Source organism: Aquimarina sp. 433 (genome assembly GCF_054054605.1).
Window position 1 is genome coordinate 919,782 of record NZ_JBSWZK010000001.1, and the last position, 15,135, is coordinate 934,916.

Sequence of the window (15,135 nt, forward strand, 5' to 3'; positions counted from 1 at the left end):
TAGTATGGATTATTAATATATTATACTACTCCTTGTGCCAACATAGCATCTGCAACTTTTACGAAACCTGCGATATTAGCTCCTTTTACATAATCTACATATCCATCTTCCTGAGTTCCATATTCTAAACATGCAGAGTGAATATCTTTCATAATTTGCTTCAATTTTTCGTCTACTTCTTCGCGCGTCCAATTATATCTCAAGGAATTCTGAGTCATTTCTAATCCAGATGTTGCTACTCCTCCAGCATTTGAAGCTTTCCCAGGTGCAAAGAATATTTTTGCCTTATGAAAAGCAGCAATAGCTTCAGGTGTACTTGGCATGTTTGCTCCTTCACTGATACAGATACAACCATTTGCGATTAATTGCTCTGCTTCATCACCATCAAGTTCATTTTGTGTAGCACAAGGAAGTGCAACATCACATTTTACACTCCATGGTCTTTCTCCTTTGTGAAATTCTGCAGAAGGATATTTATCTACATACTCACTGATTCTTCCTCTTTTTACATTTTTCAGCTCCATAACAAAAGCCAATTTCTCTTCGTCGATACCATCCTTGTCATAAATATAACCTGATGAATCCGACAAAGTAACAACCTTTGCTCCTAACTGAGTAGCCTTTTCTGTAGCATACTGGGCTACATTTCCAGATCCAGAAACTGTAACTACCTTTCCTTCAAAAGAATCATTCTTTGTAGCTAACATATTTTGTGCAAAATACACAGCTCCATACCCTGTTGCTTCAGGTCTTATCAATGATCCTCCCCAAGTAATTCCTTTACCTGTAAGTACTCCCGTAAATTCATTACGTATTTTACGATACATACCGAATAAGAATCCTATTTCGCGACCTCCTACTCCAATGTCTCCAGCAGGAACATCAGTATCAGGCCCAATATGTCTACAAAGCTCACTCATGAAACTATGACAAAAACGCATAATTTCATCATCGGACTTCCCTTTAGGATCAAAATCGGAACCTCCTTTTCCACCTCCCATAGGAAGTGTGGTTAAGCTATTTTTAAATACTTGTTCAAAAGCAAGAAACTTAAGTATACTTAGATTTACTGAAGGATGAAAACGCAATCCTCCTTTATAAGGACCTATTGCAGAGTTCATTTGAATTCGATATCCTCTATTTACGTGTATCTCTCCTTTATCATCTACCCATGGTACACGAAACATAATCGCTCTCTCAGGTTCTACCATTCTTAAAAGAATGTTTTTTCCATTATATATTTCTTGTGTAGCGATATACGGTATTACAGTTTCTGCAACTTCTTGAACCGCTTGTAAGAACTCAGGCTCATGTGAGTTACGAGCTCTTACTTCTTCCATAAATGCATCTATTTTTGCTTGCATATGTTAATAGGATTAAAAGATTCTTATTTAATGGTTAATTTAACTTGTCAAATATATCATATTATCAAAATAATACCTATATTTTTTTGAATTTAATAACAAGCTAACCTATAGCCTGTTCTAAATCCGCAATTAAATCCTCTACATCCTCTATTCCCACACTCAATCTAATTAAAGAATCTACAACACCAGTTTTTTCGCGTTCCTCTTTCGGAATAGATGCATGTGTCATACTTGCTGGGTGACCTGCTAAACTCTCAACACCACCAAGAGATTCTGCTAGTGTGAAAATCTTAAGGTTCTCCACGATTTTTATCGCTTCATCATAATTACTATCCTTAGTTACAAATGATATCATTCCACCAAAACCATCCATTTGCGCTTTTGCAACTTCATGGTTTGGATGATCCTCAAATCCTGGCCAGTACACTTTTTCTATTTTAGGATGTTTCTTTAAATAATGTGCAATTGCCTCACCATTTTCACAATGACGTTGCATACGAACGTGTAATGTTTTTATACCTCTTAAAGCTAAAAAACTATCCTGAGGTCCACAAACAGCTCCACTTGCATTTTGAATAAAATACAAACGTTCAGCAATTTCATCATCTTTTACGATCAAAGCACCCATTACCAAATCACTATGCCCACCAATATATTTAGTTGCACTATGCATTACAATATCAGCTCCAAGATCCAAAGGCCTTTGTAAATAAGGAGTAGCAAAAGTATTATCCACCGCCAATAGCAAATCATTCTTTTTAGAAATCGCAGCAATAGCTTTAATATCTATAATATTCATCATTGGATTTGTTGGTGTCTCTACCCAAATTAACTTGGTGTTTTCATTTACATAATTCTCTATAGCATCGGCATTTTCCATTCCAATAAAATGAAATTTGATTCCGAAATCTTCGAATATCTTTGTAAATAACCTATAAGTACCTCCATACAAATCATTTGTAGAGATCACTTCATCACCTGGCTTTAGTAATTTAATTACGGCATCAATCGCTGCTAATCCAGATCCAAATGCTAAACCATGCTTTCCATTTTCTATACTTGCAAATGCATTCTCCAACGCCTTTCTTGTAGGATTATGTGTTCTACTATATTCAAAACCTTTATGTCCTCCTGGAGTAGTCTGGGCATAAGTAGAGGTTTGGTATATTGGTGGCATTACTGCTCCGTATGCCGGATCGTGCTCCTGACCTCCGTGTATTGTTTTTGTATTAAATTTCACTAGTTTCGATTTTTATAATATTTCTTAATTTTTTGACGTTTCTTTAATCAAATTTTACTTTTTAGAGTCGAAAAAATCAACTTGAATAGTAATATGTTAAAAAACTGAACAAATGTATGATTTAATTCGTTCTAATCATATTTCAATGAATACCTTTAGTAGATGATTAACAGAAAAACTAACACTCCAATAAAGTTCATTTTCCTATTAGTAATTCTATCTTATTTCTATAGTTGTGAAAAACATGAACCACTACGTTTTCAGAAAAAAACAATAAGCATTGAAAGCTACTTTGATTGTGAAAATACAGACTGCGTAATTACTGAAGTTTTACTTTTAGAATCTATAAGTGAAAACCATCTGTCAGAAAAGATAAATAAGCGAATTGAAAAAGCTGCTTGTGATGCTTTAAATATTGAAGATGACAACAAAGTTGATAATATTGAAAACGCATTAAAAAGCTTTAATAGTTCATATCTAGAAATGAAAAAAGAATTTCCAGATGAAATTATTCCTTATGAGGCTAGTATCAATTGCGACATTAGTTTTCAAAATAAAAATATGCTATCCGTTCTTATAGAATCTTATATTTTTACTGGAGGTGCACATGGTAGTGGTAATTCTAATTACCTAAATATCGATCTTAAAACGGGTGACATCATAAACAACGAAGGATTTATAAAAGATGATAAAGGTTTTAAAGATTTTGCAGAAAAGGTATTTAGAGAAACTCACAATATCCCTAAAAACGAATCTATCAATAGCACTGGATATTTTTTTGAGAATGACACTTTTCATTTACCATCCACTATTGGATTTACAGAGGAACATATTATACTTCTATACAATCAATATGAAGTTAGCTCTTATGCAGAAGGTCCTATTGAAATAAAATTAAGTAAAGAGAAAGCGTTAGCCTATTTAAATAAAAACGTATTATAATGACTTTTTTAGTGCTAAAATATACCCAAGATGTATTCCTTCATGAAAATTATTAAAACTCATAGCATCTTCTGTAGATTTTAAAACAAAACCTGTACTAGTTGGATATTCCTGATATTCTTTAAAAATAGAAGCTTCAATATCCTTTTCAGTTTGATCCAATGTACTAAACATTAACTCTTTTACTTTTTCAACTTCTGCCTGATCTACAAAACCCTCTGTTTTAGTTCCTTTTTTATACTTTAACACCAATTCATCATCAATCATCATTGGTAGACCACTAAGTTTGTATACTAATAACTGCTGTGTTACCACTACATGAGCTATATTCCATATCAAATTATTCTTGAATCCTTCAGGAACTTTGTTAAGATCTTCTAATGAATAATTATCCATAATTTTGGACATTAATCTTCTATTAGTTCTGGTAATTTCTAATTGATCTTTCATTGCTTCTTTTTAAATGTAATGATGATGTTCTTAATTTTTAGCCAAAAATATAAGTTTTCATTGTGAAATGAATTTCCTTTGTATGAATTTTGACATTTTAACTATTTTTCTCGTGAAAAAAATATACCATCTATCCACTTGTGACACTTGTAAACGAATTTTAAAAGAATTAAACCCTTCTTCAGATTTTGTTTTACAAGACATTAAAAGTGAAGCTATTACTCAATCTCAACTAGAAGAAATGAAATCACTTTCTGGAACGTATGAATCTCTGTTTAGCAAAAGAGCAAGACTTTATAAAGAAAGAGATTTAAAAAATAAGACTCTTTCAGAGAACGATTACAAAGACTTAATTCTAGAACATTACACCTTCTTAAAACGTCCGGTGATTATATATGACAACCAAATTTTTATTGGAAACAGTAAAAAAGTGGTTGAAGCAGCAAATAAGCAGATTAATGGATAAAAGAACCATAGCACTATTAGCTGCTTTTGGGGCAAGTTTGATTTACGCCATCAACCATACATTGGCTAAAGGTGTTATGCCTACTTACATTAAACCTTTTGGGTTTATCTTTCTTAGAGTTATAGGAGCCACTTTACTTTTTTGGATTGCCTCTATATGGGTGCCAAAAGAAAAAATTGATCGATCCGATTGGTTAAGAATTTTTGGATGTGCAGTTTTTGGGATGGCTATTAATATGTTGATGTTTTTCAAAGGTCTACAACTATCAACTCCTATTAATAGTTCGGTAATGATTACCATAGCGCCAATTTTGGTATTTATCTTATCTGCCATTTTTCTGAATGAAAAAATCACCTGGTTACGATCTATTGGAATTTTATTAGGCTTCTCGGGTGCATTAGGACTTATACTATTTGGAGCCGAAGTACGACAAGACGCCCCTAATATTCCATTAGGAAACGCACTGTTTATAGTAAATGCCGCTTCTTACGCAATTTATCTTGTAATGGTAAAACCATTAACGGCTAAATATCATGCTATCACCTTAATGAAATGGTTTTTCTTATTAGGTGTTATCATTAATTTCCCTGTTACGATTTCAGAATTTAATGAAGTTCAATGGACCTCATTACCTTATGATGTTATTTGGAAAATGGTATTTGTAGTAATAGGAACCACTTTTTTTACTTACCTTCTAAATGTATTTGCTTTAAAAACTTTAAAAGCGTCTACAATTGGCGCTTTCATATATCTACAACCATTATTAGCCATAAGTTTTGCCATGGCAATGGGAGCAGATTCTTTAAAACTGATTCAAATAATAGCGGCAATACTAGTTTTTGTAGGAGTCTACCTAGTTACTAAAAAACCCAAAAAACTAACTTAAATCAGTTGGGATTTTGGCAAACTTTCGTGTGTCCTCTTTCGTAAGTATTTTGAAGCTATCCGGACGCTCTACTTTATCCATAAATTCGCGCATTTCTTCAGGAAGTGGAATTAACTTGCGTGTTTTCAAATCTAACCAAGCCCCCATCATTTCACATCTTGCAAAATTTCTTCCTTTGTAATCATAAAAGTTGTGCAAGAACTCAAAAAACTTCCCATCTTCACTCATACCCACAAGTTCCAAAGAAACTCTAACGGGTCTTCCATAAAAAACTTCTTTGAAATAATAGATGTGTTCATAAAAAACAACAGGACCTATATTAAGCTTACCTAAGAGTCTTTGATCAAAACCTAGCTCAGATAAAAATGTCATTCTGGTATGCGCAGCATATTCTATATACGCCTTATTTGCTAAATGACGATTAGCATCAATATCATTCCATCGAATTTCGAACTCTTTTAAATACATACTTAAGATTTTATTGGGTCAAAAATACAAAACAGATAATATGCTTGCATAATAAACTTTAGTTAATATTATCTCCCAACATTGAACTAGATTTTTAAATATTTCTATTTTGAAAACCAACGAGGTCTTCTTACTTTAGAACAAAAAATCACAAATGTATATCAAACGTAATATTGGTTGGGGACTTATTTTAAGATTTGCATGGAAAAATCTACTCTTCTTTATCCTCTATACCGCAAGTATTTTCTCTCTCTATTATTTTTTTGACTTACAATTTATAGACATCCCCTTTCAACCATTATCTGTCATTGGGATTGCAGTGGCTTTTTATATTGGTTTTAAAAACAGTCAGAGTTATGATAGATTCTGGGAAGGAAGAAAAATTTGGGGAGGTATTGTAAATTATAGCAGAACTTGGGCAAATCAGATTTTGAGCTTAGTAGACGATTCTCCAGAAACCAAGAGAATATTAATATATCGTCATATCGCTTGGATCAACGCCTTACGAATCCAACTAAGACAACCCTCTTCTTTTTCGATGAAAGAAAATGCCTCGGTAGAACGTTTACTTCAAAAACATGGAGAGCGAAATCCTGCTTGTGATGCCACTAAAAGTTTTGTTTCTGAAGAAGAATACAACGACCTTCTAAAAAGAAAAAATGCAGCGACTCATCTTGTAAAAAATCAGGGACTGCATCTAAAAGAGCTATTAAGTTCTGAAAAAATAAGCCCATTTGATAACCAGCTGTTACATGGTGTATTAGAAGAATTGTACAACTTACAAGGTAAATGTGAACGTATAAAAAACACCCCTTTTCCTAGACAATATGCATATTTCAGTACTGTTTTTACTTGGATCTTCGTATTACTATTACCCTTTGGATTATTAAATGTTTTTGAAAGTGAACTTGGTGATATGTCGCAACATTTACAGCCTTGGTTTATCTTTTTAATGATCCCTTTATCGGTACTAATTTCCTGGATATTTACTACGATGGAAAAAGTAGGTAGTAATAGTGAAGACCCCTTTGAAGGAAGAGTGAACGATGTTCCTATGACAGCATTATGTAGAACTATAGAGATAGACTTACGAGATATGCTGGATGAAACCAATCTGCCTGAAAAGGTACAACCAAAGGATAATATTTTATACTAATGCCTTTAGTCACCTCAAACTATAAACCATCATATTTTTTCCGAAATGGTCATTTTTCCACCATCTATCCTAATCTGGTTAGAACAGTAAAAGGTATAGAACAAAATCGAGAAAGAATAGAACTAAAAGACGGAGATTTTATCGATATCGATTGGAGCTATTCTGATGATCCCAGATCTAAAGGAAAAGTAGCTGTTTTGGTTCATGGACTAGAAGGAAACGCACAAAGGCAATATATCCTAGGTCTTGCGAAACATTTTGTCAAAAACCAATGGAATGTAGCTGCCATAAATCTTAGAAATTGTAGCGGTGAAGTAAATAGATTATACCGATCCTATAATGCTGGAGTAAGTGATGATCTTGCTGCTATTATATCTCATATTATGGAGAAAGACTATCATGCTATCTCTATATGCGGATTTAGTCTAGGCGGCAATATCACATTAAAATATTTAGGAGAAAGAAAAACACCTAAACAAGTAAAATCTGCTGTAGCCGTATCCGTACCTTGTGATCTTTATAACTCACTAAATGAGATTAACAAACCTAGAAACTTTATCTACCAGCAACGTTTTATTCAGAGTTTAAAAAAGAAGTTGTTGGAAAGACAACAAGTATTTCCAAATGAAATTAGCATATCTGATATCAAAGCTTGTAGCTCCCTTATCGATATTGACAATTTATACACGAGTGTTGCTCATGGCTATGTGGATGCTATTGATTATTATACTAAGTGTAGTAGCAATCAATTTCTAAAAGACATTACCATCCCTACACTAATCATCAATGCTAAAAATGACACTTTTCTAGGAACTACTTGTTATCCACACAACGAAGCTCAAAGAAATTCAGACCTCTATTTAGAAACCCCAGATTTTGGAGGTCATGTAGGTTTTTATATGCCTTCGGGAATTTTTTACAACGAGTATAGAGCTATAGAATTTGTGCAAAAAACACTAGATTAAATAGTTAAGTTATTACTTTTTGTAATCCTTTACCTACTTACCGAATAAATGAAACAAACGTTAACTCTTTGTTAAGGTTTTGTATAGTCATTATTAAACCCTTTATCGAAAATCTTTTGCCAATTAGGAATAATTTAAGAGTTTTGGCTGTTTCTCAGATAAATCATCAGAGAAATTTAATTAAAGCTAACTCAAACTCAATAAAAATGAAAAAAAGTTACAAAAACCTTATTGGGGTTTTTGGCACTATGCCAAAAAGGTTTGGAAAACTGCGAACTCTCGCGTTTTCCACAATGTTTCTTCTTTCTGCTGGAGCATTTGCTCAAACACCAGCACAAAAGTCAAAAATTATGCAGAGTACTAACTTGTCGGAACTTAACAAGTTACAAGTGCAAAATGCTGAAAAAGCTGCTATTCAAAAGAAAGAAGCTATTCAGGCTGCAAAACAAAATGGATGGCCTGTTCAAACCACTCTTAAAAACGGAAGTTTTGCAGAATTACAAAAAATTGCTAAAGATGGCACTCCTATTTATTACGTAACCTATAACGTGGATGCCGCTGAATCAACAAGAACAAATCATCTTAATTCCGGAGGTTCTTTAGGATTAAACTTAGATGGTCAGAACATGACGGCACATGTTTGGGACGGTGGTCATGCTAGAGCATCTCACCAAGAATATGATGGGCCTGGAGGTAACAATCGTGTTACTATCCAAGATGCTGCATCTGAAGGTGGAACTCAATTAAACTTCCACGCTGCGCACGTAACAGGAACCATTATGGCTTCTGGTGTTCAAGCTGCGGCAAAAGGAATGGCGCCTCAGGCAAGAGTAAATGGGTATATGTGGAACAACGATGTTGCAGAAGCTACCAGCGCTGCAGCGAATGGAATGATTATTTCTAACCACTCTTACGGATTTAGAGGAGATCTTGTACCTGATCAATATTTTGGTGCTTACATAGATACTTCTAGAGATTGGGATGAAGTAATGTTTAACGCTCCTTTCTATCTAATGGTTGTAGCTGCCGGTAACGATGGTAACCAAAATGGCTACAACGGTCAACCGCTAGATGGGAATTCTTCTTATGATAAACTTACTGGACATTCTACTTCTAAAAATAATTTAGTTGTTGCAAATGCTCAAGATGCTAATATCGCTTCTGATGGTAGTTTAAATAGTGTTTCCATTAACTCTTCAAGTAGTGAAGGACCAACCGATGATTATCGTATCAAACCAGATATTACTGGAAATGGTACAGGTGTTTATTCTACATACGAAAGTAGTAATACAGCATATGCTAGTATTACGGGTACTTCTATGGCATCACCAAATGTTGCTGGATCATTGTTATTATTACAACAACATTATGACAATACAAATGGTAACCTGATGAGAGCTGCTACTTTAAAAGGTTTAGCTCTACATACTGCAGATGATGCTGGACCTTCTGGTCCTGACGCTGTTTACGGGTGGGGGTTATTAAATGCTAAAAGAGCTGCTGAGACTATTACAAATGCAGGAAACGAAACAAAAATTGAAGAATTAACTTTAAACAGTGGACAGACGTACACAATTACTGTTGATTCTGACGGAACTAATCCGTTAATGGCATCTATTTCTTGGACAGATAGACCAGGTACGGCAGTTACAGCTACCAACTCTAACAATGCGGTGTTAGTTAATGATCTTGATATTAGAGTAACTCAAGGATCTACTACATTCCAACCATATAGATTAACAAGCATTACTACTAACGGAACAGGTGACAATACTGTAGATCCATTCGAAAGAATTGATGTAGGTAGTGCTTCTGGAACATATACAATTACAGTAACTCACAAAGGGTCATTAACAGGAGGAAGCCAAAACTTCTCTCTAATTGTAACTGGATTAACTGGAACTCCAGTAGTTTGTAACGCTACGGTTCCTTCTGGAGTTGGAGCATCAAATATCTCTTATGATAGTGCTACTATCAACTGGACATCAGTGCCAGCGGCTACTTATGATGTTAGATATAGAGTAGCAGGAACTTCTTCTTGGACTACATTAAGTGATGTAAGTGGTACTTCTACTGCTCTTAGTGGATTAACTCAATTAACTTCATATGAAGTGCAAGTAAGAAGTAAGTGTTCTGATGGCACTACATCTTCCTATAGCAGCACAGCAAGCTTTACTACTACAGAATTCCAATTGACATATTGTGATTCTAACGGAAATAGTGTTGCAGACGAATATATTAGTAGAGTTCAATTAGGAACTATAGATAACGCGTCTGGTGCTGGAAGTGGTGGATATTCAGATTTTACTTCTGTTGCTACTGGATTAGCAAAAGGTGATTCTTACACAATTACTGTAACTCCTACTTGGACAGGAACAGTATATAGTGAAGGATATAGCGTTTGGATAGATTACAACCAAGATGGTGACTTTACAGACTCTGGAGAACAGATATGGACACAAAGTGCTACACAAACAACTCCTGTAAGTGGAAGTTTTACTGTGCCAAGTGGGGCTACAGACGGAAATACGAGAATGCGTGTATCTATGAAATATAATGGAGTGCCTACTTCTTGTGAATCTTTCCAATATGGTGAAGTAGAAGATTACACCGTTACTATAGGTGGCGCAACTGCTGATACTCAGGCTCCAACTGCACCAACTAGTTTATCTGCATCTAATGTAGAAGAAACCGCTCTAACATTGAGCTGGAATGCATCCACTGATAATGTAGGTGTTACTGAATACGATGTTTATCAAGGAAGTAGTGTTATCGGTTCTACCTCAAACACTACTGCAAATGTAACAGGGCTTACCGCTAATACTTCTTACTCTTTTAGCGTACGTGCAAAAGATGCTGCTGGAAATGTATCAGGAGCAAGTAATACAATAAATGTTACGACAACTGGTGGAGGTTCTGGAAGTGGATGTACCTCAGGAATTTCTTCCTTCCCATATAGTGAAGGATTCGAAAACACCATAGGAGATTGGACACAATCTACAGCAGATGACCTTAATTGGACCGTTGATGCTAATGGTACTCCCTCTAGTAGCACAGGACCATCATCTGCTACTCAAGGATCTTACTATATTTATGTAGAAGCTTCAGGAAATGGAACAGGTTATCCAAGCAAACAAGCTATCATTACTTCTCCATGTTTTGATTTAAGTGGACTTAGCCAAGCTAATTTCTCATTCGCTTATCACATGTATGGAGCTTCAGATATGGGTAGTATCGCTGTTGAAGCAAGTACAGATGAAGGAGCTACATGGACTAGTATCTGGAGCGAAACAGGAAATCAAGGAAATGCTTGGCAAACTGCTACTATTGATCTTGCATCTTATGTAGGTGGAGGAGTTCAGTTACGATTTAACAGAATTACTGGTAGTACTTGGCAAGCAGATATCGCTATTGACAATGTATCTTTAAGTGATTCTAGCGGACCAGTAGACCAATGTGCTGGTGTACCTGAATGGAGTTCTAGTCAAACTTATCAAGTAGGTGATAAAGTTACATACCAAGGTAACTTATACGAAAGAACTGCTACAGGATGGACGAATTTAGGACCTTGTGGAACAACAACATCATTTGCAACAACATCTGATAATCTTGTTGGACCACCATTAGGATTATCTCTATATCCAAACCCTGTAACAGGATCAACTCTTAATGTTCATAACGGTAAATCAGGTTCTCAAAACTATATCATTTATAATATGCTTGGACAAACAGTTCTAAAAGGAACTTTCTCCAACACTATAAATGTTCAAAATCTTGAAGCAGGTGTATACATGCTACAAGTAAACACTCAAAAAGCTCGTTTTATCGTAGAATAAAAATTATAGATAGATAACCTTAATTTTTATAAAAAAGCCCAGAAACTATCGTTTCTGGGCTTTTTGTATATTACCATTCTTGATATCAAAACCTCGTAGCATACATGAAACACTTTGAGACCGATAGATTATTATTAACACCCTCAGGTATTGGGGACGCTTCATTTTATTTAGAACTTCTAAATACACCGAAGTGGTTACAAAACATTGGTGATCGCAACGTGAAATCTATTGAAGATTCAAAAACTTATATAGAACAAAAAATGCTCCCACAATTAGAAAGACTCGGGTTTTCGAATTATACGGTGATACGAAAATCCGACAATATAAAACTTGGGTGTTGCGGTCTCTATGACCGAGAAGGAATTGATGGATTTGACATAGGTTTTGCATTTCTACCAGCATATGAAAAAATGGGCTACGCTTATGAAAGTGCTTCTAAACTAAAAGAAGTTGCTATTACACAATTTAAAATAAAAAAAATCAGCGCTATTACAATTCCAGAAAATAAATCCTCTCAGAAGTTATTGGAAAAACTAGACTTCGATTTCGTAAAAATCATTACAATTCCCAGTGACAATGAAAAATTAATGTTATATGAATACAAAACTAACTCGTAGCATCATATCATACCTATAAAATACAATTATACACTCTGGTTCCATATTTCATAACTATGAAAAATAAATATTCACTTCTTGTCTTAATATATTTTATCTACATAGGTTTCAGCTACTCGCAAAAAACCAATAATGATACAAAATTCATAAGTTACCAAGTTGATCTAAAGAATCAACAATTACATTTCTTTTGGAAAAATAAAAACAATAAAAATTATGAAAGTTTTCAGAAGCTTAAGAAAGCCCTAAATGATGATGGCAAGGAACTCGTTTTTGCTATGAATGGAGGAATGTATAAGAAAGACTTATCTCCACAAGGATTGTATATAGAAAATAATATTATAAAATCACCACTAGATACTATTCAAAATGCATATGGCAACTTTTATCTACAACCAAATGGAATTTTCTATATTACCCATAATACCCCACATATTGTAACTACCAAAAACTTCTCTTTTGAAAAGAACATAATCTATGCCACCCAATCAGGTCCTATGTTACTGATAGAAGGAAAAGTTCATGAGAAATTTAACCAAGGATCACCAAATGTTCATATTAGGAACGGAGTTGGAATATTACCAAACGGTAATTTATTATTTGCAATGTCCAAAGAAAAAATAAATTTTTATGACTTCGCTTCCTTCTTTAAGGAGAAAGGTTGCAAGAATGCGCTATATTTAGATGGTTTTGTGTCAAAAACCTACTTGCCTGCTAAAAGCTGGGAACAACTAGAAGGCAACTTTGGTGTCATTATCGCAGAAATCAAATAACTTTAAATATAAAAAACCTGTTAAGCTCCTTAGACTAACAGGTTTTTTATATTCATCGCGACTTGGGGAGGTTGCGATTTATTAACAACAAAAAATCACATAACAAAAAGGAATACCTTTTGTTAAAACAAAAATACTTTTTTTGCTAAATACATACAGTTAGAAATCAATTCGATTGTAGGTTTAACTGATTTCTGAATACGATTTAAACGCTTTTTCATAATAGGGCAATGTGTGAGGGTTAAAAATTTAATTAATTTTTAAAAGAGAACATTTAACTGTACTACTTTCAAGGGATTGCTAATATCCAAAATTAATTTGGAAATTACGTTTAAATACAATTAAAATCGACAAAAAACACAAAATTTTAACATTTAATAACGTTTAATGCCTATTTACAAGTTAAAGCAAAGGTTTAGGTAAGGTAAAAACATATTTATTAAGTAAGTTTTATCTTACAAATATTGAATTTTTGTAAGTCTATTTTTACAAAAAAAACTAATCTCATTTATTATTCGTTCTCCTAATTTAGAAAAGTGTTCATTTTCATATAGAATTCGATTTGATTAATCCAAAACCATTTCTGGCACATTTCCTTCAATTATTAGCTTTCCTTCTGTAGCTTTTTCAATTTCTTCTACACTTACTCCTGGAGCTCTTTCTAACAATTTAAAACCATCTTCAGTTATACTTAATACCGCTAAATTAGTAACTACTTTTTTCACACATTTCACTCCTGTTAAAGGCAAAGAACATTTAGATAGTAATTTAGAAGCACCTGCTCTATTTGTATGCATCATGGCCACGATAATATTTTCTGCACTAGCCACCAAATCCATTGCACCACCCATTCCTTTCACCATCTTACCAGGAATTTTCCAGTTTGCAATATCTCCGTTCTCTGCCACTTCCATTGCTCCCAAAATAGTTAGATCTACATGTTGACCACGAATCATATTAAAACTTGTAGCAGAATCGAAAAAAGAAGCTCCTGGCATTGTTGTAATTGTCTGTTTTCCTGCATTAATGATATCTGCATCTTCTTCTCCTTCGTAAGGAAAAGGTCCCATACCTAATACTCCATTCTCACTTTGAAACTCCACTGCTATCCCATCTGGTATATAATTGGCTACTAACGTTGGAATTCCAATTCCTAAATTCACAAAATAACCGTCTTCCAGTTCCTTTGCTATACGTTTAGCTATTCCGTTTTTATCTAACATATGATTTATCTTTTTCGTACTGTTCTTTGTTCTATTCTTTTTTCATAGTTCTTTCCTTCAAAAATCCTTTGTACAAAAATTCCCGGGATATGAATATGATCAGGATCTAGTGTTCCTGCAGGAACTAGTTCTTCTACTTCGGCAACTGTTATTTTTGCCGCTCCACACATGCAAGGATTAAAGTTTCTTGCTGTTCCTTTGAAAATCAGATTACCGGCATCATCACCTTTCCAAGCTTTAACAAAGGCAAAATCAGCTTTAAAAGCTTCTTCGAGTATGTACATTTTGCCATTAAACTCTCTTGTCTCCTTCCCTTCTGCTACTTCAGTTCCATATCCTGCAGGTGTATAAAATGCCGGAAATCCGCCTTGCGCAGCTCTACATCTTTCTGCTAATGTTCCCTGAGGAATCAACTCTACATCCAATTCTCCGCTCAACATCTGTCTTTCGAATTCATCATTTTCTCCTACATAAGAAGAGACCATTTTCTTTATTTGCTTTTGCTGTAGTAGCAGTCCTAATCCAAAATCATCCACACCAGCGTTATTAGAGATACAAGTTAACCCTTTGATATTTTTTCGAACCAATTCTGCTATCGCGTTTTCTGGTATTCCACAAAGCCCAAAACCACCTAGCATAAAAGTCATATCATCTTTGACTCCTTCGGTAGCTTCCTGAACTCCGTTAACTATTTTACGAATCATATTATTCTATTTTTAGCGGATTAAATGTACCAAAAAAAA

The 15,135-nt window shown here is 34.3% G+C and carries 14 protein-coding genes; 8 read left to right on the forward strand and 6 right to left on the reverse strand.

All coding sequences use genetic code 11. The features are described from left to right. Positions 1-20: 20 nt before the first annotated feature. Entirely contained in the window at positions 21-1,364 is a 1,344-nt protein-coding gene (gene gdhA, locus ACWNT5_RS04000) for an NADP-specific glutamate dehydrogenase (RefSeq protein ID WP_299610812.1), read from the reverse strand. 103 nt (positions 1,365-1,467) lie between these two features. Beyond that, positions 1,468-2,607 (reverse strand): cystathionine gamma-synthase, encoded by a 1,140-nt coding sequence (locus ACWNT5_RS04005; RefSeq protein WP_456516669.1) that lies wholly within the window; start codon positions 2,605-2,607, stop codon positions 1,468-1,470. A gap of 162 nt (positions 2,608-2,769) precedes the next feature. Here ACWNT5_RS04005 and ACWNT5_RS04010 point away from each other — a divergent pair, with 162 nt between their 5' ends. Continuing rightward, positions 2,770-3,549: a PdaC/SigV domain-containing protein gene (locus tag ACWNT5_RS04010; RefSeq protein WP_456516670.1), complete on the forward strand. Its 780-nt coding sequence runs from the start codon at positions 2,770-2,772 to the stop codon at positions 3,547-3,549. On the opposite strand, the gene ACWNT5_RS04015 is transcribed toward ACWNT5_RS04010, so the two are convergent. Then, positions 3,544-3,999 (reverse strand): DinB family protein, encoded by a 456-nt coding sequence (locus ACWNT5_RS04015; RefSeq protein WP_456516671.1) that lies wholly within the window; start codon positions 3,997-3,999, stop codon positions 3,544-3,546. The genes ACWNT5_RS04010 and ACWNT5_RS04015 overlap by 6 nt on opposite strands. A 112-nt stretch (positions 4,000-4,111) precedes the next feature. Here ACWNT5_RS04015 and ACWNT5_RS04020 point away from each other — a divergent pair, with 112 nt between their 5' ends. Continuing rightward, on the forward strand, positions 4,112-4,465 hold the full coding sequence (locus tag ACWNT5_RS04020; protein WP_456516672.1) for an arsenate reductase family protein: 354 nt from the start codon (positions 4,112-4,114) through the stop codon (positions 4,463-4,465). Next, the gene (locus ACWNT5_RS04025; RefSeq protein WP_456516673.1) at positions 4,458-5,351 is read left to right on the forward strand and encodes a DMT family transporter; all 894 of its coding nucleotides are present in this window, start codon (positions 4,458-4,460) and stop codon (positions 5,349-5,351) included. Before ACWNT5_RS04020 ends, ACWNT5_RS04025 begins: the two co-directional genes overlap by 8 nt. Here the strand turns inward: ACWNT5_RS04025 and ACWNT5_RS04030 are convergent. Beyond that, entirely contained in the window at positions 5,343-5,819 is a 477-nt protein-coding gene (locus tag ACWNT5_RS04030; protein ID WP_299894102.1) for an acyl-CoA thioesterase, read from the reverse strand. The genes ACWNT5_RS04025 and ACWNT5_RS04030 overlap by 9 nt on opposite strands. Positions 5,820-5,973: 154 nt before the next feature. Here ACWNT5_RS04030 and ACWNT5_RS04035 point away from each other — a divergent pair, with 154 nt between their 5' ends. From ACWNT5_RS04035 to ACWNT5_RS04055, 5 genes are all read left to right on the forward strand, one after another. After that, complete coding sequence (locus ACWNT5_RS04035) at positions 5,974-6,975, forward strand: bestrophin family protein (protein ID WP_456516674.1); 1,002 nt, start codon at positions 5,974-5,976, stop codon at positions 6,973-6,975. Beyond that, positions 6,975-7,940, forward strand: a complete 966-nt coding sequence (locus ACWNT5_RS04040; RefSeq protein ID WP_456516675.1) for a YheT family hydrolase — start codon at positions 6,975-6,977, stop codon at positions 7,938-7,940. The genes ACWNT5_RS04035 and ACWNT5_RS04040 overlap by 1 nt, the downstream gene beginning before the upstream one ends. A gap of 206 nt (positions 7,941-8,146) precedes the next feature. Then, on the forward strand, positions 8,147-11,776 hold the full coding sequence (locus tag ACWNT5_RS04045; RefSeq protein ID WP_456516676.1) for a S8 family serine peptidase: 3,630 nt from the start codon (positions 8,147-8,149) through the stop codon (positions 11,774-11,776). Between the two features lie 104 nt (positions 11,777-11,880). After that, complete coding sequence (locus tag ACWNT5_RS04050; RefSeq protein ID WP_299610789.1) at positions 11,881-12,396, forward strand: GNAT family N-acetyltransferase; 516 nt, start codon at positions 11,881-11,883, stop codon at positions 12,394-12,396. A 56-nt stretch (positions 12,397-12,452) separates the two neighbouring features. After that, positions 12,453-13,169: a phosphodiester glycosidase family protein gene (locus ACWNT5_RS04055; RefSeq protein WP_299610787.1), complete on the forward strand. Its 717-nt coding sequence runs from the start codon at positions 12,453-12,455 to the stop codon at positions 13,167-13,169. 566 nt (positions 13,170-13,735) lie between these two features. Here the strand turns inward: ACWNT5_RS04055 and ACWNT5_RS04060 are convergent. Both ACWNT5_RS04060 and ACWNT5_RS04065 read right to left on the reverse strand, forming a co-directional pair. After that, the gene (locus tag ACWNT5_RS04060) at positions 13,736-14,392 is read right to left on the reverse strand and encodes a CoA transferase subunit B (RefSeq protein ID WP_299610785.1); all 657 of its coding nucleotides are present in this window, start codon (positions 14,390-14,392) and stop codon (positions 13,736-13,738) included. Between the two features lie 5 nt (positions 14,393-14,397). Beyond that, positions 14,398-15,096, reverse strand: coding sequence for a CoA transferase subunit A (locus ACWNT5_RS04065; RefSeq protein ID WP_299610783.1), 699 nt, complete (start codon positions 15,094-15,096; stop codon positions 14,398-14,400). Positions 15,097-15,135: the final 39 nt, after the last annotated feature.